This window comes from Gelidibacter mesophilus DSM 14095, from assembly GCF_000423005.1.
GTDB lineage: Bacteria > Bacteroidota > Bacteroidia > Flavobacteriales > Flavobacteriaceae > Gelidibacter > Gelidibacter mesophilus.
The window spans coordinates 19393-38958 of record NZ_AUHD01000006.1 but is presented as its reverse complement, the minus strand read 5'-3'; the positions used below and the strand labels follow the sequence as shown (position 1 = coordinate 38958).

The 19566-nt window shown below is 37.2% G+C and carries 19 protein-coding genes; 11 read left to right on the top strand and 8 right to left on the bottom strand.

What is annotated here, in order from left to right:
• Window positions 1-111 precede the first annotated feature (111 nt).
• The 4 genes from metG (at window position 112) to G525_RS0107355 (ending at window position 5491) form a co-directional block, all read left to right on the top strand.
• Window positions 112-2187, top strand: coding sequence for a methionine--tRNA ligase (gene metG / locus G525_RS0107370; RefSeq protein WP_027125586.1), 2076 nt, complete (start codon window positions 112-114; stop codon window positions 2185-2187).
• Window positions 2188-2278: 91 nt separating this feature from the next.
• Window positions 2279-2731, top strand: a complete 453-nt coding sequence (locus G525_RS0107365; RefSeq protein WP_027125585.1) for an META domain-containing protein — start codon at window positions 2279-2281, stop codon at window positions 2729-2731.
• A 57-nt stretch (window positions 2732-2788) separates the two neighbouring features.
• A complete protein-coding gene (locus G525_RS0107360; RefSeq protein ID WP_027125584.1) occupies window positions 2789-3247 on the top strand; it encodes a copper resistance protein NlpE in 459 nt (152 codons plus the stop codon).
• A gap of 96 nt (window positions 3248-3343) precedes the next feature.
• Window positions 3344-5491, top strand: coding sequence for a Tex family protein (locus tag G525_RS0107355; protein WP_027125583.1), 2148 nt, complete (start codon window positions 3344-3346; stop codon window positions 5489-5491).
• A gap of 4 nt (window positions 5492-5495) precedes the next feature.
• Here the strand turns inward: G525_RS0107355 and G525_RS0107350 are convergent, their stop codons facing one another.
• The 3 genes from G525_RS0107350 to G525_RS0107340 all read right to left on the bottom strand — a co-directional run bounded on the left by G525_RS0107350 (window position 5496) and on the right by G525_RS0107340 (window position 7532).
• Window positions 5496-6452: a calcium/sodium antiporter gene (locus G525_RS0107350; protein WP_027125582.1), complete on the bottom strand. Its 957-nt coding sequence runs from the start codon at window positions 6450-6452 to the stop codon at window positions 5496-5498.
• Between the two features lie 150 nt (window positions 6453-6602).
• Window positions 6603-7106: a hypothetical protein gene (locus tag G525_RS0107345; RefSeq protein WP_027125581.1), complete on the bottom strand. Its 504-nt coding sequence runs from the start codon at window positions 7104-7106 to the stop codon at window positions 6603-6605.
• Between the two features lie 81 nt (window positions 7107-7187).
• Window positions 7188-7532, bottom strand: a complete 345-nt coding sequence (locus G525_RS0107340) for a hypothetical protein (RefSeq protein WP_027125580.1) — start codon at window positions 7530-7532, stop codon at window positions 7188-7190.
• 206 nt (window positions 7533-7738) lie between these two features.
• Here G525_RS0107340 and G525_RS0107335 point away from each other — a divergent pair, with 206 nt between their 5' ends.
• A complete protein-coding gene (locus G525_RS0107335) occupies window positions 7739-8641 on the top strand; it encodes a histone deacetylase family protein (RefSeq protein ID WP_027125579.1) in 903 nt (300 codons plus the stop codon).
• A gap of 70 nt (window positions 8642-8711) precedes the next feature.
• On the opposite strand, the gene G525_RS0107330 is transcribed toward G525_RS0107335, so the two are convergent.
• A complete protein-coding gene (locus G525_RS0107330) occupies window positions 8712-9047 on the bottom strand; it encodes a single-stranded DNA-binding protein (protein ID WP_027125578.1) in 336 nt (111 codons plus the stop codon).
• Window positions 9048-9294: 247 nt separating this feature from the next.
• Between G525_RS0107330 and G525_RS0107325 the strand changes: the two genes are divergently transcribed.
• Window positions 9295-9597 (top strand): monooxygenase, encoded by a 303-nt coding sequence (locus G525_RS0107325; RefSeq protein WP_027125577.1) that lies wholly within the window; start codon window positions 9295-9297, stop codon window positions 9595-9597.
• A gap of 48 nt (window positions 9598-9645) precedes the next feature.
• Here the strand turns inward: G525_RS0107325 and G525_RS0107320 are convergent, their stop codons facing one another.
• The gene (locus G525_RS0107320) at window positions 9646-10740 is read right to left on the bottom strand and encodes a TlpA family protein disulfide reductase (protein WP_027125576.1); all 1095 of its coding nucleotides are present in this window, start codon (window positions 10738-10740) and stop codon (window positions 9646-9648) included.
• 261 nt (window positions 10741-11001) lie between these two features.
• Here G525_RS0107320 and G525_RS0107315 point away from each other — a divergent pair, with 261 nt between their 5' ends.
• Together G525_RS0107315 and G525_RS0107310 are read left to right on the top strand one after the other, a co-directional pair.
• Window positions 11002-11646 carry a spermidine synthase gene (locus tag G525_RS0107315; protein WP_027125575.1) on the top strand — a complete coding sequence of 215 codons (645 nt, stop codon included), beginning with the start codon at window positions 11002-11004 and terminating at the stop codon, window positions 11644-11646.
• Window positions 11647-11696: 50 nt separating this feature from the next.
• Complete coding sequence (locus G525_RS0107310) at window positions 11697-12047, top strand: hypothetical protein (RefSeq protein ID WP_027125574.1); 351 nt, start codon at window positions 11697-11699, stop codon at window positions 12045-12047.
• A gap of 16 nt (window positions 12048-12063) precedes the next feature.
• Here the strand turns inward: G525_RS0107310 and G525_RS0107305 are convergent, their stop codons facing one another.
• Window positions 12064-12543, bottom strand: a complete 480-nt coding sequence (locus G525_RS0107305) for a CBS domain-containing protein (protein WP_027125573.1) — start codon at window positions 12541-12543, stop codon at window positions 12064-12066.
• A gap of 113 nt (window positions 12544-12656) precedes the next feature.
• Here G525_RS0107305 and G525_RS0107300 point away from each other — a divergent pair, with 113 nt between their 5' ends.
• The 3 genes from G525_RS0107300 (at window position 12657) to G525_RS0107290 (ending at window position 16552) form a co-directional block, all read left to right on the top strand.
• Complete coding sequence (locus tag G525_RS0107300; protein ID WP_027125572.1) at window positions 12657-14957, top strand: M28 family peptidase; 2301 nt, start codon at window positions 12657-12659, stop codon at window positions 14955-14957.
• Window positions 14950-15759, top strand: coding sequence for an NAD-dependent epimerase/dehydratase family protein (locus G525_RS0107295; RefSeq protein WP_027125571.1), 810 nt, complete (start codon window positions 14950-14952; stop codon window positions 15757-15759). Before G525_RS0107300 ends, G525_RS0107295 begins: the two co-directional genes overlap by 8 nt.
• 103 nt (window positions 15760-15862) lie before the next feature.
• Window positions 15863-16552 (top strand): hypothetical protein, encoded by a 690-nt coding sequence (locus G525_RS0107290; protein ID WP_027125570.1) that lies wholly within the window; start codon window positions 15863-15865, stop codon window positions 16550-16552.
• Between the two features lie 115 nt (window positions 16553-16667).
• Here the strand turns inward: G525_RS0107290 and G525_RS0107285 are convergent, their stop codons facing one another.
• Window positions 16668-18734 (bottom strand): M13 family metallopeptidase, encoded by a 2067-nt coding sequence (locus G525_RS0107285; protein WP_027125569.1) that lies wholly within the window; start codon window positions 18732-18734, stop codon window positions 16668-16670.
• A 192-nt stretch (window positions 18735-18926) separates the two neighbouring features.
• Window positions 18927-19448: a hypothetical protein gene (locus tag G525_RS0107280; protein WP_027125568.1), complete on the bottom strand. Its 522-nt coding sequence runs from the start codon at window positions 19446-19448 to the stop codon at window positions 18927-18929.
• Window positions 19449-19566: the final 118 nt, after the last annotated feature.

Genomic DNA, 19566 nt, shown 5'->3' with positions numbered 1-19566 from the left:
TCTAAAAACATCGCGATATTGCGAGTGAAGTGAAGCAAACTGTCAGTTCAAAGCTGAAGTTTATGATGTCACCTTACTCTTTTCAATGAAGCACCATTAAATTATTAATTGATGAATCAACCTAAAAGATATACTATTACAGCAGCATTACCTTATACCAACGGCGCGATCCATATTGGCCATTTGGCTGGGGTTTATGTGCCTGCTGATATTTACGCACGTTATTTACGATTAATTGGCAAGGATGTGGCCTTTATCTGCGGAAGCGATGAACATGGCGTTCCAATTACTATTAAAGCAAAAAAAGAAGGGGTGACGCCTCAAGATATCGTGGACAAATACCACGCGATTATCAAAACCTCGTTTGCCGATTTTGGGATCAGTTTTGACAACTATTCGCGCACGTCTGCAGAAATCCATCATGAAACAGCTCAGGAATTCTTTAAGACCTTGTATGATAAAGGTGAGTTTATTGAAGAAATCACAGAGCAACTTTACGATGAAGAAGCGGATCAGTTTTTAGCGGACCGTTTTGTGACGGGCACTTGCCCTAAATGTGGTAATGAAGAAGCCTATGGCGACCAATGTGAAAAATGTGGTACTAGTTTAAATGCAACCGATTTAATCAATCCAAAATCGGCCATCACTGGAAATGTACCTACCTTAAAACAAACCAAGCATTGGTTTTTACCGTTGCACAAACACGAGGCATTTTTAAAAGAATGGATCTTGGAAGGGCATAAAAAAGATTGGAAGCCTAATGTTTACGGACAAGTCAAATCTTGGATTGACGACGGTCTACGCCCAAGAGCAGTTACCAGAGATTTGGACTGGGGCATTCCGGTGCCGTTAGAAGGAGCTGAGGGAAAAGTATTATATGTATGGTTTGATGCACCTATTGGTTACATCTCGTCTACCAAAGAATGGGCAGAGCGCGTTGGGAAAGATTGGGAACCTTATTGGAAGGACAAAGAAACCAAATTGGTACATTTTATCGGGAAGGACAATATTGTATTCCACTGTATTATTTTCCCATCCATGTTGAAGGCCGAAGGTTCCTACATTTTACCTGATAATGTACCTGCAAATGAGTTTTTAAATTTAGAAGGGAATAAATTATCCACTTCAAAAAACTGGGCCGTTTGGTTACCGGAATACTTGGAAGATTTTCCAAACCAACAAGATGTCCTGCGTTATGCATTGACCGCAAATGCACCCGAAACGAAGGACAATGATTTTACCTGGAAAGATTTTCAGGCAAGAAATAATAATGAATTGGTAGCCATCTTCGGGAATTTCATTAATCGCGTGGTGGTATTGACCGATAAATATTACAAAGGGATCGTACCAGAAGCATCAGAATTTAGCGCCGTGGACCAAGACGTCTTGGCAGCCATAAAAGCATATCCTGATGTGATTGCGAGTTCTATTGAACGTTACAGGTTTAGGGAAGCGAGCCAAGAACTCCTCAATTTAGCACGGTTGGGCAATAAATACTTGGCAGATGAAGAACCCTGGAAACTCGTCAGAACAGATGAAGCACGTACTAAAACCATTATGTTTGTAGCACTTCAAATGGCATCGGCTTTAGCCTCGTTGAGTGAACCTTTTTTACCTTTTACTTCTGAAAAATTGAAAACCATTCTTAATATCAACTCTAACGATACCACCAATTCATGGAACGCTGTTTCATCTAAAAAAGTGTTGCTCCCTGCAGGACATCACATTGGGAAAGCTGAATTGCTATTTTCGAAGATCGAAGATGAGACTATACAACATCAATTGGACAAACTTATTGCGAGCAAAAAATCAAATGAGGCCGCTAATAAAAAATTAGAGCCTCAAAAAGAAACCATCACTTTTGAAGATTTTTCAAAGTTGGATATGCGTGTGGGTACCATTTTGGAAGCTGAAAAAATGCCAAAAGCCAATAAATTATTGATTTTAAAAGTGGATACCGGCATCGATGTTCGCACTATAGTTTCAGGGATTGCGGAGAGTTTTACTGCAGAAGAAGTTGTTGGGAAACGTGTTACCGTTTTGGTCAATTTAGCACCACGCACGCTGAGAGGGGTTGAAAGTCAGGGTATGATATTGATGACAGAATCTGAAGACGGGACATTGGTTTTTGTAAATCCGGATGCTTCTACTGACGCAAAAGTTCCTAACGGATTGCACATTAGCTAGGTAAAACGCTTAAAAAAACGTACTTTATATTTGAATATTACAAAAAACCATTCGCTATCTTTGAAAAACAGAATTACTAATTATAGATATTATGAAATATTTTTTAAGTTTAACTTTCTTGGTTTGTTTGTTCCTTTTCAATTGCAAATCTCAAGATCCCGTACAAAAATCCACCAGTAAAACGGAAACACAACTTGTTGGTACAAAATGGGTTTTAAGCAAACTTAACGGTGATCCTTTAAATCTTTCTAAAAGTGAGTTGGAGCAACCTTATATTAAACTCACAAAAAAAGACAACGGTGTAGGTGGAAATGGCGGTTGTAATGGATTTGGAGGTACGTTTTCATTAAAAGAGAATCAGCACATAGCCTTTTCTCAAATGATGGCCACCATGAAATATTGTGATGAAAACGAGCTGGAAAGCGTATTTATGGCAAATTTACAAAAAGCCTATAGTTACACGCTTATCAACGACGAATTGACTTTCAATGACCAAAACGGTTATGTTTTGCTGACTTTTAAAGTTGCCGAAGATAAAAAATAACAGGTCTAATCTTTTGAGATTTTACCAATTTACTAAATTCAAATTTTTAAATAAGAAATGAAAACCAAAATAATAAATGTATTAGCTATTACTGTTGTGTTCATCATGACGAGTTGTAATTCTGAGAAGAAAAAAGAGACCCAAATATCAGAAGAACCTCAACTAGAAGCTGTAGAAATGGAGGCTACTGGGGACAACAGTAGGACCTCCTTAGATTGGGACGGCACCTATGAAGGAGAGGTACCTTGCGCCGATTGTGAAGGCATTAAAACCATAGTTATAATTAACAGTGATAAAACCTATACCATCCAAGAAACCTATTTAGGCAAAGAAACTACACCAATCGAGACCAAAGGCACCTTTGAATGGGATGACCAAGGCCAAAGAATTCTATTGTCCAATGATAGGAACCCTTATTTTGTTGGTGAAAACACACTGACCTTATTGGACAGTGAAGGCAACAAGAACAATGGAGACTTACAAGAGTTCTACGTTTTGAAGAAAGTGATGGATTAAGACAAAACCTCATTTATAAAATTAAGAACTGTTTGAAATCTCAAGCAGTTTTTTTTATCTTCTTATCTTTACAACTCATTCTTTTAAAGTCTACACATGTCCTTGATTCCATATATTATTGCCCACACAAAACTCTCAGAACATTCTGTAAAAAACACGGTCGAATTATTAAATGAGGATGCTACCATCCCGTTTATTTCCCGATATAGAAAAGAGCGTACCGGAAACCTTGATGAAGTTCAAATTGGGTACATTGTAAAATTCAAAGAGCAATTTGAAGCTTTGGAAAAGCGAAAAATCGCCATCTCAAAAGCCATTGAAGAACAAAATGCCTTAACATCAGAATTAAAACAAAAGATTGCAGGGATTCAAGATTTGACGGCACTTGAAGATTTATATCTGCCTTTCAAAAAAGGCAGAAAGACAAAGGCAGAAACGGCACGACAAAACGGACTGGAGCCCTTGGCTAAAATTATTATGAGCCAAAACGCTTCAGATTTAGAAGCGATTGCTTATAAATATGTAAAAGGAGAAATCGCTTCCGCAGAAGACGCCTTGGAAGGTGCACGGCATATTATTGCCGAATGGATCAACGAACGCACTGATATCAGAAACAACATTCGTCATCAGTTGGAACGTTTTGCGATGATTTCAACAAAAGAAGTAAAGATGAAAGCAGGGGATGCTGCGACTGCGCTCAGCACGAATGAAAATGCCCAAAAATTTAGAGACTATTTTGATTGGGAAGAATCGTTGTCCCGCATTCCATCGCATCGGTTATTGGCTATTTTAAGAGCCGAAGCTGAAGGCTTTATAAAATTCAAAATTACTATTGATGATGACAAAGCATTGGCTAAAATTGAAGATAAAATTATTCGTTCTCATAATGATTGCGCTGCGCACATCCAAATAGCAATTCGAGATGCATATAAACGGTTATTACTACCGTCACTTTCAAATGAAGCACTTCAAAACGCTAAATCAAAAGCCGATGAAGCGGCCATTTCAGTATTTGCGAAAAATTTAAAACAATTGCTCTTAGGCTCACCCTTAGGAGAAAAGCGCATCCTTGCCATCGATCCTGGGTTTAGATCAGGCTGTAAAGTGGTGTGTCTAGACGCTCAAGGTGGATTGTTATACAATGAAACCATCTATCCGCATCCCCCAAAAAATGATACCATTGGTGCCATGAAAAAAATCAGCTCTCTAACTGAAGCGTATCAAATTGATGCCATTGCCATCGGAAACGGAACAGCCTCTCGAGAAACCGAGGCGTTCATTCGAAAAATCCGATTTAAAAATGACATTCAGGTATTTGTGGTCAGTGAAGCGGGTGCCAGTATTTATTCAGCATCAAAGATTGCGCGTGATGAATTTCCTAATTACGATGTGACCGTTCGTGGTTCAGTTTCTATTGGCAGACGCCTGCAGGATCCGTTGGCTGAATTGGTTAAAATTGACGCCAAATCTATTGGTGTTGGACAATATCAGCATGATGTGGATCAAAGCAAACTTAAAAAAGAGTTGGATGTTGTTGTTGAAAGTTGTGTAAACGCTGTGGGAGTGAACCTCAATACCGCAAGTACGAGCCTATTAAGCTATGTCTCTGGAATTGGACCTAAACTGGCTGAAAACATCGTCAACTATCGTGATGAAATGGGTCCGTTTACATCTATAAACGCGATTAAAAAAGTTCCTCGCTTAGGCGCAAAAGCTTTTGAACAAGGTGCAGGATTTTTAAGGGTCAAATCAGCTATGAATCCATTGGATGATTCAGCAGTACATCCTGAAAGTTATGCCATTGTTGAAAAAATGGCAAAAGATTTGGGAAAGAACGTTTCTGATTTAATTGGCAACAAAACCGAACTTCAAAAATTGGATTTAAAGAAATACTGTACTGATTCTGTGGGATTGCCAACGCTTCAGGACATTATCAAAGAATTGGAAAAACCAGGATTGGACATTCGCGAGCAAGCGAAAGTCTTCACTTTTAACCAAAACATCAAAACCATCAATGATGTGGAGGAAGGCCAATTGCTACCCGGAATTGTTAATAACGTTACCAATTTTGGTGCTTTTGTAGATATTGGAATCAAAGAAAGTGGATTGATCCATGTGTCTAATTTATCGGATTCCTTTGTGAGCGATGTGAATGCCCATGTGGCGCTGCACCAGCAAGTGATTGTCAAAGTTCTGGATGTTGATATTCCGCGGAAACGTATCCAACTTAAACTACACAAATAGTAATTTACTGAATCTCTTGGCTCACCAAGTAAGTAGTATACCCTATAAAAACCACCAATAATAAGGCGGACTCCCAACGATCTAAGGTTTTTTTCTTACCTGTAAACATGGCGACGAACAAAAACAGGGTGCCACCAAGTAAAAGGTAGATATCGGTATTAAAAACGGAACTGAATGAAATTGGGCGTACCAAAGAACTCACAGATAGAATGAGGAAAATGTTAAAAATGTTGGAGCCAATAATGTTCCCGATGGCAATATCACTGTTCTTTTTCATGGCTGCCACCACAGAGGTCATTAACTCTGGAAGAGATGTTCCTGCCGCAATAATGGTAAGTCCGATAATTTTTTCACTCACCCCCAATTCGCTCGCAATGGTCACCGCATTATCAACAATTAATTTTCCACCAATTATCAAACCGATCAAACCCAGAACAATAAATCCCCATATTTTATAATTTGAAGTGGTGATGCTTACCTGCTCAGCGGTCGAGACATCTGTCTTCATTTGCTTATAGATATAATACAAGAAAAGAAAAAATAGTAAGAGCAAGATTATCCCATCAAATCGAGACAATCCCATGTCAGTAAAAAAGTAGCCGTTGGCAAGAATCAAAAACACTAGTGCCGCCACAAATGAAATAGGAATTTCCTTCCATACGGTTGAGGATTGCACTGCAATAGGAAAAATAAGACCCACAATTCCCAAAATCATGAAGAGATTGAAATTATTACTGCCTATCACATTGCCCAAAACAATATCAGAATGATTTTCATAGGATGCGACTGTATTGACCACTAACTCTGGGGCTGACGTTCCAAACGCCACAATGGTCAATCCAATTGCCAAATCTGGAATTTTGTTCTTTTTAGCCAATAGTGTAGAGCCATTTACCATCCAGTCCGCGCCCTTTATTAAGAGAACAAAACCTAAAACAACAAGAAAACCAGAGAGTAACATAAAGCTATTTTTTTCAGCAAATGTAGATGAATATTTGACACAAAAACAGGGTATTAATATAATCATATAAAAAAACCATCTCTATTTTTCTTCTATTTTGAATGTCTTCAAAAAAAGGATAAGAGATGGTTTTTTATCAATTAAAAAGGTTTAAGCCGCATTAACTCTATTCTTGTTGTATTTATGTTTATCGATAAATGCCAACCATTTTTCAGCACGTTCCAATTCTCGGTTTTGAGAAAAATTGTCATCAACGGCGTATAAAGTAATGACCACTGGTTGAGTATTGGAAATAAAAGTAAATTCCAAATCAAGCTGAGACATTTCAGAATAGTGCTTATCACCATTTTTATAGTCTTTACTAATTTTATTGATGGCACATTTTCTCACATCATCCAGCTCAATTCTTTGAATTTTTTTATCCGATTTGCTTGAATTGATATAGATCAATGTATTCTCATGGTCATCATAGCCTAAACAGGAATTGTTCCAATATTCGACAACTGATAAGTTTACATTGTGCTCTTTTGAAATTTTTTGAAATACTTTCTTCTGTTTGGCTTCAGCACTTTTTTGTGCAAAAATGAACCACGCAAACGGGACTACAACGATTAATATGACGACTAGCATCACGATATTTAATGATAGATTCATTGTTTTTTATTTTAATTTATAAATAGACTGAAAGAGGCATAGTTTGATGCCTTCTAAATGTTAACTGAAAAGTGATTCAGTCTACGTAAAACAATGAAATGGAAAAATAATTTCTTTCGTAGAAAGATTGACCACAATTTGTTGGCCAATAATATAATAAGAAAGTTGATAATAGATTGGTGCCACTAGATTTTTGGCTTCCTTATATGGCTGAGGAAAGGTTTTTACTGCTGGAGACTCATACGTTGAGGCATGATTAACATCAAAAACAGCATCAAAAAATAAAGGATTAGTATCGTGATCATCTGCAGCAATCACACTATCTACAGGCACATAATCAGGTATTGGTGTTGTGGCAAGATCTGTAGATCCTAGCAATACCAACCATCCGAAAAAACTAAATATGACCCCTTTTAATGCGAACATCACAATCCTTTAAACCACAAAGATAATCGAATACCATGTTAAAAAAATCGCAAGGCCTTAAATTTGTTTAGACAAAAAAATAGACAATAATTTTAAAAATCATATTTTGCATCAGTATAGTTTTTAATTCAATTTCCAAAATAGATTTTATACTTTGCGGTAATTACTAAATCCGAATTTAAGAATTCTCTCCCAAGTTATTACTTATGCTAAAAATAGCGTTCCACCCTATTTACAAACATCCTTTGCCAGAAGGCCATAGATTTCCGATGCTGAAATATGAATTGCTACCGGAACAATTACTCTACGAAGGCACCTGTACAAAAGCTAACTTTTTTGAACCCACTCTTACTGAGGAGAAGGATATATTAAAAGTACACACTTCTAAGTATTATAATCATTTAAAAAACCTCACCTTAGACCCAAAAGCTGTTCGAAAAATCGGATTTCCATTAAGTGACACCCTCGTTAAACGTGAAATCATCATTGCTGATGGCACCATTAAAGCGAGTGAGTTTGCTTTAAAATACGGCATCGCGATGAACATTGCAGGTGGCACACACCACGCCTATTCCAATAGAGGCGGAGGGTTTTGTATGCTCAATGATCAAGCCATTGGCGCACGGTATCTTCAAGGTAAAAAATTAGCAGACAAAATTTTAATTGTAGATCTTGATGTCCACCAAGGCAATGGTACTGCCGAAATATTCCAGAATGATCCTTCTGTATTTACCTTTTCCATGCACGGAAAAAGCAACTATCCGTTTAAAAAAGAGCAAAGTGATTTGGATATTGCGCTTGAAGATCATTGTGATGATGCCACGTATCTGTCTATTTTGAAAGATATTTTACCAAAACTGATTCAATCCGAAAAACCCGATTTTATGTATTATTTGTGTGGCGTGGATGTGATTGCTTCTGATAAATTAGGCAAATTGGGATTGACTGTTGAAGGCTGCAAGGAACGTGACAGATTTGTCCTGCAAACCTGCAAAGACCAAAACATTCCTGTTATGTGCAGTATGGGTGGTGGCTATTCACCTGATATTAAAATCATAATTGAAGCCCATGCCAATACGTTTAGATTGGCTCAAGACTTGTTTTTCTAAAATTCCAATAAAAAAATTCCAAATTCCAATAGTCTTGGAATTTGGAATTTCAGAATTGGAATTTGATCGCTTACTTACCCCCCAACATCAGTAATTCATTACAGAATATTTCTGTCATATAATGTTTCTTACCATCCTTATCGTCCCAAGAACGGTTAGTCAATTTACCTTCTATGGCGATTTCCTTTCCTTTGGCAACGTATTTCTCAACAATGTCTACCAAACCACCTCTTACCACAATATTATGCCAATAGGTGCGCTCCACCTTAGTGCCGTTTTTATCTTTATAGCTATCGTCTGTAGCCATAGAGAATTTAGCCATTTTGTTTCCGTCAGGAAAACTTACGATTTCTGGATCTTGTCCTAATCTTCCAATCAACTGTACTGTGTTTCTTAATGCGTTCATGATTTCTAAATTTTAAAGGTTAAACAGTTAATACTATTGAATCTCGTTCGGTCAATTCAACGGTACAAAGATGCAAGGGCTTCTTAGTGTTATTCGGTTGTTAACTATTTAAACTCGTTTGTAAACGTTTGTAGTCGTTTATGAACGAATAATCGTCGCTTTAAAAAACCAGTATCTTGAAGGAAACCCATGGTTGATAACCAAATACTTATCTCTAACTTTACAAATAATCTAAAACTCAAATATTATGGCAGTAATCATGCAGGTAGATTTTCCACATAAAGATGTTTGGGGAAAAGAAATGGCAAATCAAATGAAAGAACTTGCGCACAGCATTACCAAGGAACCTGGATTTATTTGGAAATTCTGGACCGAAAGTAAAACTGATGAGATGGCAGGAGGTATCTATATGTTCGATTCTCGGGAAAACGCAGAGAACTACTTAAAAATGCATTCCGAAAGATTAAAAGAATTTGGGTATTCGGATATTAGAGGCAAGGTTTTTGAAATAAATGAAGAACTTTCCAAAATCTGTAAGGCTCCGTTTTAATTATTTGTTTTTATCTCAAAAAAGAAAATTGGACGTCTATGATAGTATCTATTCCACACGCTTAATGGCCTCAAAAAGTGCCCTTGCTTTTTTACCTTCAATAGTACCGCGTTCTGAAAACACGATGGTGCCTTTACTATCAATGACAAAATAAGAAGGGAAGGAACGCAAATCGTAATTTTGGTCAAATATGGCATCACCTTGAAGCACCGTATAATTGATGTCTTCAGTTACAACGGTTTTCTTGGTTTCTTCTAAATCATAGTCAAAATTAACAGTAATGACCTTGATTTTGTCCTTAAATTCCGTTTCTATTTCCTTTACTTTTGGTAGAGACGCCATACAATGACTGCACCCGGAAGTCCAAGCTTCCAAAAATAGTGGCGTGCCTCGAAAATCATTTAAAGAAACTTTTTTGCCATTTAAATCCAACAAGCTCCACTCCGGTACTTTTATATTGAGCATCGGCTCCTTTTTAATGCCAAAGACGGTGGTTACATAACCTTCCTTCTCTTCATGACTAAAAGTAGCGTCATCCATTGGCTCATTAAATACAAGCGCTTCATAAACTATTTCCTTCTTTCCAGATGCGCCATTGGCAATCTCAAGTTTTAAAGGCGTCGCCAGTTCGGTATCTAACCAAATTTTGTATTTATCAAATGCATAAACGTAAGCTTGAGTATCATTAAAATTCTCCTGATCGCAGTAGACGATGTTATCTTTAAATTGATTCAATAGTGTCGTGGTCACCAATAAATTATCATCATCACTCATAGAAGCATTTAAATATTTTGGGATGGAGCGATCTTTGCCATAATCAAAGGTGGTAATTTTTTTCTTATGGTCTTCAACTACTGCCAAAGAAGCCAATTGGTAATAAATGGTCGTTTCTTTGTTCATTTCCTTGAAAAAGAACAGTTTTAAATGCGGTTCATAGTTGACTCTCTTTTGCTTATAAACGGTTGAGGCAGACGGTTTGGAGCTGCCCACATGAGTTGTTACTGCAGTAAAACTTAAGGTTTCCCAATTATCAAGTTGCGCAGTTGCTTTATTTAGAACTGTTTCTGGAGATTGTAGTTTATCTTTATTCCCACACGAAAAAAAGATTAAAAGAACACATAAAAGACTTATATACAATTTCATGAATTTCAAATTTTTACCAAATTGAAATTTACAGCCTTATTTACAATTAAAAAAACCTCCCGCCATTCCTTTTTGCCTAAAGCTAAATTACTACTGAAAGTACCGTAGAACATTTGAAATAGGTAGCAGAACTCATTTATTGGAACACCAGAGAAATTCCAAATTCCAAAGAGAACCCATTGATGCTTGGAATTTAAAACATCGGAATATGACTGCCTGATGGCGGATAATACCGACAACTAAAAAGCTTATATTTGAACTATGTCAAAACTTCTAAGCTACCTCTATCCCATTACCAAGAAAATTCAATCTGAATTTAGCGGTATCTTGGAAATTACGTGGTACAATGGAAAAAAGCATCTCAACACCAAAAACGCCAACTATTCTTATGGTTCCTTGCAACGGATCTTGAAGTTTGGTCTGGAAAAAATCGATTTGAAAAAAGTCAATTCTATTTTGCTCCTAGGTCTTGGTGGCGGCAGTGTTATTGAAACACTTCGTCACGACTTTTCATATGCTAACCACATCACTGCCGTAGATATTGATCCCACGGTCATCGAAATTGCCAAGAATGAATTCAACCTTAAAGAAGATGAGCACCTAAAAATCATTTGTGAAGATGCCTTACTTTTTATGCAATTAAATAATCAACAATTTGATTTAATAATTATCGACCTCTTCATAGATGTTGATGTGCCAAAGCAATTTTTAGCGATCCCATTTTGGAACGACATTCTCGGAGCATCAGCCACCAACGGCACCATTTTGTTCAACGCCTCTTTGGATAAAACAAAAAGCAATGCTTTAAACGATGTGATTGAATTTTTAAAATCACACATGTATCATACTGAAGTTTTTGAAAAAGTAAATACTACAAATACCCTCGTTCTATCAAAAGGGCTCTAAATTTTCAAAAGGAATAATTTGTATCTTGTTCCTTTGATAACGTCTTAATTATGAGTAAAAACTGTTTAGAATGTGGTGAAAGAATTGTAGGGAGGGCCGATAAGAAATTCTGTAGTGATGCCTGTAGAAACTCCTATAACAACACCATCAATAAGGATAGTAAAAATTTGATCAGAAACACCAACAACAGGTTGCGTAAAAACTATCGGATTTTGGAAAGTTTAAATCCAGAACAAAAAACAAAAGTCTCCCGTGGGAAACTTATTGAAAAAGGATTTGACTTTAATTATTTCACAAGTATTTACACTACCAAAGTAGGCACTGTATACTACTTTGTATATGATCAAGGCTATTTACCATTAGAGGGCGATTTTTATGCTTTGGTGAAACGTGAGAGTTGATCCATCTAGAATCACGCTACTTGATGGTTGAATTCCAGTTTTCACCTTTCATTTCCAGGGCGGCTTTTAAAACATCCTTTTGACTGATCTGGCCCACCAATTTTCCGTTTTCAAGGATTGGAAATCTACGGTGTTTGGATTCTAAAAAAATCCTGGCGGCGTCAAAAACATTCATATTGCCGTCCAAGGTATCCACATTGGTCATCATGCGCTCCCCTACCGTATCTTTTTCAACGGGCATATTATAATACCTGTTGTCACTGATCTGTTTTAAACAATCACCCTCAGATATAATGCCGACCAACTCATTGTGTTCATTAACAACAGGGCCTCCAGAAATTTTATGTTTTATTAAAATTTCAACCACTTCAAATATCTTTTGATCCGTTCTAAACGTAATTAAATCTCTCGTCATATAATCACATACTCTACACGACAACTGCTCAGTAACTTTTTGCTGTTGCTTTCGCGATCCTTGAAAACTCTTGATAGCCATAACTTTATATTTTTTGGTGAACTTTAAATTTAACAAAAATTAGTCATTTAACCTAACCTCCGTTTACACCAAATTAATTTTGTAGTTTTATCCTACCAACCAAACCATTCTCTATGCTCAAAAAAGCTATTGCAGTCGCCTTAATCATATTAGCTATTTATTGGAGCTTTTTCGCATTAATGCCGTCTCAGATTTCCGATTTAAGTACTGAATCCACCGCTTTTTCTTCAGAACGCGCGTTGGTCCATCTCAAAAACATCACCAGAAAACCGCACTATGTGGGTTCTGATGAGCATGAAGTGGTGATAAATTATCTGGTCAAAGCTCTGAATGACCTTGGTTTGGAAACGCAAATACAAGAAGCTTATAGCCAGAACAAAAAATGGGGAAGTATTGTCAGGCCAAAAAATATTTTGACACGAATTAAAGGCAGCGACAATTCCAAAGCACTACTCTTACTCACGCATTATGACAGTAAATCGCACGCATCTTATGGTGCAAGTGATGCGGGATCAGGTGTCGTTACAATTTTAGAAGGTATTCGTGCTTTTTTAAGCGAAGGCAAAACCCCTAAAAACGATATTATTATTCTTTTTTCTGATGCCGAAGAATTAGGGCTCAATGGTGCCGATATTTTCGTCAATCAGCATCCGTGGGCAAAAGACGTTGGTCTCGCACTAAATTTTGAAGCGCGTGGAAGCGGCGGCCCAAGTTATATGTTAATTGAAACCAACGGCGGCAATCAAAATTTAATCAATGGCTTTAAAGCGGCAAATCCTGATTATCCTGTGGCCAATTCTTTGGCTTATAGTATCTATAAAATGTTGCCCAATGATACCGACTTGACTTATTTCAGAGAGGATGGTGATATTGACGGCCTGAATTTCGCTTTTATTGATGACCATTTTGATTACCATACGGCATTAGATAATTACGACCGTTTGGACAGAAAAACCCTGGAACATCAAGACAGTTATTTGATGCCGCTGCTCAGCTACTTTTCCAATGCCAACCTCAGCAACTTAAAAAGTGAGAAGGATTCCGTTTACTTTAATGTGCCCCTCTTTAAAATGGTCAGTTATCCAAATTCGTGGATCTTACCAATGCTTATCTTGGCCATACTTATATTTCTTGCATTAGTGTTTTATGGCATTAAAAAAAGAAGTTTAAATTCTAAATACATGGCCTTAGCTTTCCTTCCGGGGATTGGTGCCTTGCTCATTAACGGTGTAATAGGCTATTTTGGATGGAAGTTACTATTGGTCATTTATCCACAATATGCCGAGATTCTTCAGGGTTTCCCCTATAACGGACACCTCTACATTTGGGCATTTGCATTATTATCAACGGCGGTGTGCATGTGGCTTTATAATAAAGTCTATAAACCGGAAAATACTGCGAGCTTAGCAGTTCCACCGTTATTTTTATGGCTGATTATTTGTGCAATTGTGGCTTTTAAGCTCGAAGGCGCCAGCTTTTTTATCATTCCGGTGTATTTTGGATTGATCAGCCTGTTTGTGTTGGTACGACAAAAACGTCCAGATATAATTTTAATGACGGTGTTGCTGATTCCAATGCTCGTCATCCTATCACCATTTATTAAAATGTTTCCTGTGGGCCTCGGCATGAAAACCATTATAGCCACTACGCTTTTAGTATCGCTGATGTTTTCATTAGCTATTTCAGTCTTCGGATTTTCACGCTATAAAAACCGATGGGCCTACCTTCTATTCGTTGCCGCTTTTGGATTTTTTATAGCCGCTCATTTCAATTCTGACTTCAATGAAGACCAGCCAAAACCGAACAGCTTAGTTTATTTATATGATGCTGATGCGGATAAGGCGCTATGGGCAACTTATGATAATACCTTAGATGATTGGACTCAAAACTACCTTACTAATTCTCCAGAGATCTTTGACGCGACTTCAATCAACTTTGAAAGCAAGTACGCCACAAAATTGTCTTACAGCAAGAAAGCGCCAATCAAACCGTTGAAAATGCCTTATATCGATAAGCAGAAAGACACCATTATCAAAGGCGTGCGGCATTTTCAAGTCTTTATTTCACCCCAACGTGCCGTTAATACCTTAGAGTTTTATGCGGATGGCACCAATCAGTTTTTGTCATTTAACATCAACGGATTGGAAATTGAAAAAAATAAGGGTGAAGCTTATGTCTTTAACCATCGCGTCAAAAACCGATTGTTCAGTTATATGGTGACGGAACAAAAAGCCATCGAACTGAATTTTACCGTTCCTGCATCGCAAAAGACAAGTTTTGATATCTTCGAGGTCTCTTTTGATTTATTAGAAAACGATTTATTTAAAATTCCAAAACGTCCGAAAACGATGATTCCGAAACCTTTCGTTCTAAACGACGCCATCATCATAAAAAAAACCATCTCTTTTGAATAAACAGATCAGTGTTATTGGTTGTGGCTGGTTAGGATTACCGCTTGCCGCTGAATTCGTCAAAAATGGGCATCTCGTAAAAGGTTCTACAACATCTGATGACAAGTTAGCTCTTTTGAGAAAAGAGGGTATTCTTCCGTATGTAGTGTCCATTTCAGAAAATGCCGTTGAAGGCGCTATTACTGCTTGTTTGAAAGATTCTGAGATTCTCATCATCAATATTCCTCCAGGACTTCGAAAAAACCCACAATCCAACTTTATAAAAAAGATGGAATTACTTTGCGAATCCATTGAGAAATCAACCGTTAGTAAGGTACTTTTTATCAGTTCTACATCAATCTATAAAGATGGTGTTGAAATGCCCGTTATTACTGAAGAAAACTCTATAAATGACGAATCTTATTCCGCTAAGCAACTAATTGGCGCTGAAACTGTTTTCAAAACCAATCCCAATTTCGAAACGACCATTCTAAGGTTTAGTGGCTTGATTGGTGCCAATCGTGATCCCGCAAAATTTCTCTCGGGCAAGAAAAATCTTAAAGACCCCGATGGACCCATTAATTTAATCCATCAAGAAGATTGCATCAACATTATAAAACGCATCATCAAAAACAATTTTTGGAATACGGATTTCAACGCTGCTGCACCTCAGCATCCCACAAGAGAAGTCTATTATAGTGCCGTTTGCACCATGAAGGACATTCCACTTCCGCATTTTGATCATACAAGGCCTAGCCAAGGAAAAGTCATCTCCAATAAAAAAGTAGAACAGATGCTGAATTATAGGTTTCTTCACGATCTGTAACAATTAGCAGGTTTTTAAGAGTTTGTTTTATTAATTTTTATAGATTTGGCGGAATTAATTTAATAATGCCCTGATTTAAAGGCACCGAATACCAAATTTTAAAATGAAAAAACTAATACTAGTTATTGTTGTAATGAGTTCTTTAAGCATGACTGCCCAAACAAAATCAGAACTCCAAAAACACTTTGAAAAATATTATCAGCAAATGAAAAAGCAAGGTGATGTACAAGGTGTTATCAATGCCATGACACATCTGGATGTGCTGGCGCCTACCCAAGCAAGAAAAGACACCTTGGCCTATATTTACGTTTCTGAAGGCAGAAACATGGAAGCTTTAAACACCATTGGAATTGAAAAAAGTGGAACAGATTCTGATTTAAATACCGAAATTAAGGCGATTGCACTAAACGCTTTAGGCGAACGTCCGCGTGCTTTAGAATTTTACACGGTTCTTTATAATAAAAAAGCGACCCCAACCTTGGCTTATGAAGTAGCTGATTTAAAGTTACAAACAGGTGATATTGCAGGAGCAAAAGAAAAGGTAGAATACGGTTTGGCCAATGTGACCGACGAAATGAGACGCACCTATTATGAAACCCAACAACCTTACCAAACCTCTTTAAGGGCAGGGTTCTTATACCTTAAAGCCATTCTTATCTATAGCGAAGAAAAAGACGCCAATCAAGAAGTTGCCTTGGCAACTTTAAATCGTGCACTTGCCATCGACCCTAATTTCAACTTGGCCAAGATTAGTAAGGAAGCCTTGTTGAGTCGTAAAAAAGGAGAAAATTAAAGACTTCAATATCGCATCGGTAGAACAAATTGAAAAGCTGTTGCACATCTAAAATAATATAGCAGCCCTGTTTTCACAGGGCTGCTTTTCTTTATTTAAATACCTATTCAGAATTTTACCAAATTCTAACACGGTCTTCAGGAGCCAAATACATTGGATCTCCTTCTTTAATATCAAAAGCATCATAGAAAGCATCAACGTTTTTCAAAGGTTGGGTTGCTCTATAAATTCCAGGAGAATGTGGATCCGTTTTAATTTGGGTTCTCAAAGCATCATCTCTGGTTAAGGTTCTCCAAACGGTTGCCCAGCTCATAAAGAAACGTTGTTCTGGCGTAAATCCGTCAATGTTCTCAGGACGGCCATGTTTTTCAAAATGTAATTGCAAGCCATCATAAGCACCAAGCACACCACCAAGATCTCCAATGTTTTCACCCAAAGTAAATTTACCGTTGATATAAACACTGTCCATCACTTCAATTCCGCTATATTGTTCAGCCAAAGCATCGCCACGCTTTGTAAATTCTTCCAAATCTTTTTCTGTCCACCAGTTTTTCAAGTTGCCATCCCCATCAAAACGTGCACCAGAATCATCAAAAGCATGAGAGATCTCATGACCAATCACAGCGCCAATTCCACCATAATTTACGGCAGCGTCAGCAGTGTAATTGTAAAAAGGTGGTTGCAAAATAGCTGCAGGAAACACAATCTCATTGTTACGAGGGTTAAAATAAGCGTTTACCGTTTGTGGCGCCATTCCCCATTTCGTTTTGTCTACTGGCTCATTGATTTCAGAGAAATTTTTCTCTCTTGCCCAAGTACCAACTGCCATCATGTTTTCAGCATAGGTATTGCCTTCTTTTATCTCAAGGTTTGAATAATCTTCCCACTCATCAGGATAGGCAATCTTTACCGTAAATTTATCCAATTTTTCGATGGCCTTTTTCTTGGTGTCTTCCGTCATCCAATCCAATTTGTTGATTCTGTTCTGGAAGGCCTCAATAACATCAGCAATCATTTCTTCAGCCTTAGCCTTAGCTTCTGGTGGAAATTTTGCTTCCACATATAATTTCCCAATGGCTTCGCCAACAGCACCGTCTACCGTACCTAAGGCACGTTCTTCAGCTGGACGTTGTTTTTGAGCACCATTAAGCGTTTTTGCATAAAAATCCCAATTTGCTTTTTCGATTGCAGTAGTTAAATAATTTGCTGAACCGTTCAATGTGTTCCAAACCATCAAGGTTTTGACATCCTCAATAGGCGTTTGCTTTAAGAAATTTTGTAACGACGCCATATATTTAGGCTGCATCACATTGATGGTCTCAATTTTTTTATCAATGCCTAAATCGTCTACCATTTTTTGCCAATCAATGGCAGGTGTCATTTTTTGTACGTCTGCAAAAGGCATTGGATTGTTATAGTTACGAGCATCTCTCATAGCCACTTTATCCAATCTTGGTTCTGCCAACTTAGTTTCCATTGCTAAAATCTTTTTTGCAGCAGTTTGGGCTTTGGCCTCATCATAATTAATAAACTGAAGCATTCTCGCAATATGATCAACGTATTGTTGTCTGATTTCCTTCGATTTTGAATCTTGGTCTAAATAATAATCTCTTTGCAATCCAAGACTTCCAGGATAGATCCAGGTCATGTTCATGCTACTATCATTGAGGTTTGGCGAAGCACCAATGCCAGCAAAAGGCGCGCCTACACCATCAACTGTGGCATATACAGTTTGCATATCATTAAGGTTTTTAATGCCATCAATGGCACTTAACAACGGCTTGAGTGGTTCAATTCCCGCAGTATTTCTTGCGACAGTATCCAATTCACTTTCAAAAAGCAACAACGCTTTCTTTTGATCAGAACCATCGGCATAAGTACCTAATTCTTTAGACGTTTTTACAATGTTCAAAACGTCTTGGCGGGTGTTTTTTCTCAAAACTCCAAAGCCTCCCCAACGGGTTTCATCATCAGGAATAGTGTTGTTCTTTACCCAGTTACCATTAACATAGTTGTAAAAATCATCCTTGGGACTCACAGCAGTGTCCATGTTTTCAAGGACAATTCCAGGAATTTTTTCTTCCGTCATTGCAGTGTCCTTTTTTGGTTCCTCTTTACAACCAACCATGGTTACAAATACTAAACCTGTGGTTGCCAATGCATACTTAAGATTGGTTTTCATAGTGTTTAAAAGTTTTATTTAAATAAAATTAGTTATTAATAGGTAGTTCTAATGGTGAATTTGTTACATATTAACAAAAGATTAGGAGAAAAGAATGAATTCTTTAAAGAGAAGCTCGAAATTTGATGGTTGTACAAATTAAATTAGACGTGGATGATTTACACTCCACCCTAATTCCTATTACTTAAACTATTACTCTGTTCTTACGGGAAGTTGGATTTGTTGTGCTTCTTTTTCAAACTTTTTATTTATTTGAAGTTTAAGGTTCGCATCTGCTATCAACAGTTCCTTTATGGCATTGAGAAGAATTTCTTTGGTAATATTATCGAGATTCGATAGGTCTTGTAATCTCAAGAGATCGGTTTCTAAAACCGTCATTCTCGATCGAATTGCAGCTGACAGCAGGATTGGTGGCTGTTGCATTTTTAATTCTGAAATAAATTGCTCCATGATCTTTTTTTCAACTCTAAAAAATGAAAGATTGCCATTCTTTAAGAGCTCCATATTGGATTGCAATTCCTGAAATCTTTGCCAATCTAAAATGGCCTCTGCACTATCTGGACTCAGCGCATAATCTATATAATCTATTTTCGCAATGTCTTCAACAGAAATAGCAAAGGAGTCTTCCTGATTATCAGATGTTGGATCTGCAGCCTCAGGTTCTGATTTACATCCAATAAAAATTATGGTAAAAATTAAAAAGAGTTGTTTCATACAACAAAAATCATTTGAAAATAGAAGATTAAAATCCAAAGATAATTAAACTAAACTTATGTGCATTTATTGCCAATTCAATTATTAATTACAAATTAATAAGAATTAGAGTTCAAAA

What these genes read in the sequence shown, in the direction of transcription:
- metG (WP_027125586.1), top strand. Translation starts at nt 112, where the DNA reads ATGAATCAACCTAAAAGATATACTATTACAGCAGCATTACCTTATACC.
- G525_RS0107365 (WP_027125585.1), top strand. Translation starts at nt 2,279, where the DNA reads ATGAAATATTTTTTAAGTTTAACTTTCTTGGTTTGTTTGTTCCTTTTC.
- G525_RS0107360 (WP_027125584.1), top strand. Translation starts at nt 2,789, where the DNA reads ATGAAAACCAAAATAATAAATGTATTAGCTATTACTGTTGTGTTCATC.
- G525_RS0107355 (WP_027125583.1), top strand. Translation starts at nt 3,344, where the DNA reads ATGTCCTTGATTCCATATATTATTGCCCACACAAAACTCTCAGAACAT.
- G525_RS0107350 (WP_027125582.1), bottom strand. Translation starts at nt 6,452, where the DNA reads ATGTTACTCTCTGGTTTTCTTGTTGTTTTAGGTTTTGTTCTCTTAATA.
- G525_RS0107345 (WP_027125581.1), bottom strand. Translation starts at nt 7,106, where the DNA reads ATGAATCTATCATTAAATATCGTGATGCTAGTCGTCATATTAATCGTT.
- G525_RS0107340 (WP_027125580.1), bottom strand. Translation starts at nt 7,532, where the DNA reads ATGTTCGCATTAAAAGGGGTCATATTTAGTTTTTTCGGATGGTTGGTA.
- G525_RS0107335 (WP_027125579.1), top strand. Translation starts at nt 7,739, where the DNA reads ATGCTAAAAATAGCGTTCCACCCTATTTACAAACATCCTTTGCCAGAA.
- G525_RS0107330 (WP_027125578.1), bottom strand. Translation starts at nt 9,047, where the DNA reads ATGAACGCATTAAGAAACACAGTACAGTTGATTGGAAGATTAGGACAA.
- G525_RS0107325 (WP_027125577.1), top strand. Translation starts at nt 9,295, where the DNA reads ATGGCAGTAATCATGCAGGTAGATTTTCCACATAAAGATGTTTGGGGA.
- G525_RS0107320 (WP_027125576.1), bottom strand. Translation starts at nt 10,740, where the DNA reads ATGAAATTGTATATAAGTCTTTTATGTGTTCTTTTAATCTTTTTTTCG.
- G525_RS0107315 (WP_027125575.1), top strand. Translation starts at nt 11,002, where the DNA reads ATGTCAAAACTTCTAAGCTACCTCTATCCCATTACCAAGAAAATTCAA.
- G525_RS0107310 (WP_027125574.1), top strand. Translation starts at nt 11,697, where the DNA reads ATGAGTAAAAACTGTTTAGAATGTGGTGAAAGAATTGTAGGGAGGGCC.
- G525_RS0107305 (WP_027125573.1), bottom strand. Translation starts at nt 12,543, where the DNA reads ATGGCTATCAAGAGTTTTCAAGGATCGCGAAAGCAACAGCAAAAAGTT.
- G525_RS0107300 (WP_027125572.1), top strand. Translation starts at nt 12,657, where the DNA reads ATGCTCAAAAAAGCTATTGCAGTCGCCTTAATCATATTAGCTATTTAT.
- G525_RS0107290 (WP_027125570.1), top strand. Translation starts at nt 15,863, where the DNA reads ATGAAAAAACTAATACTAGTTATTGTTGTAATGAGTTCTTTAAGCATG.
- G525_RS0107285 (WP_027125569.1), bottom strand. Translation starts at nt 18,734, where the DNA reads ATGAAAACCAATCTTAAGTATGCATTGGCAACCACAGGTTTAGTATTT.
- G525_RS0107280 (WP_027125568.1), bottom strand. Translation starts at nt 19,448, where the DNA reads ATGAAACAACTCTTTTTAATTTTTACCATAATTTTTATTGGATGTAAA.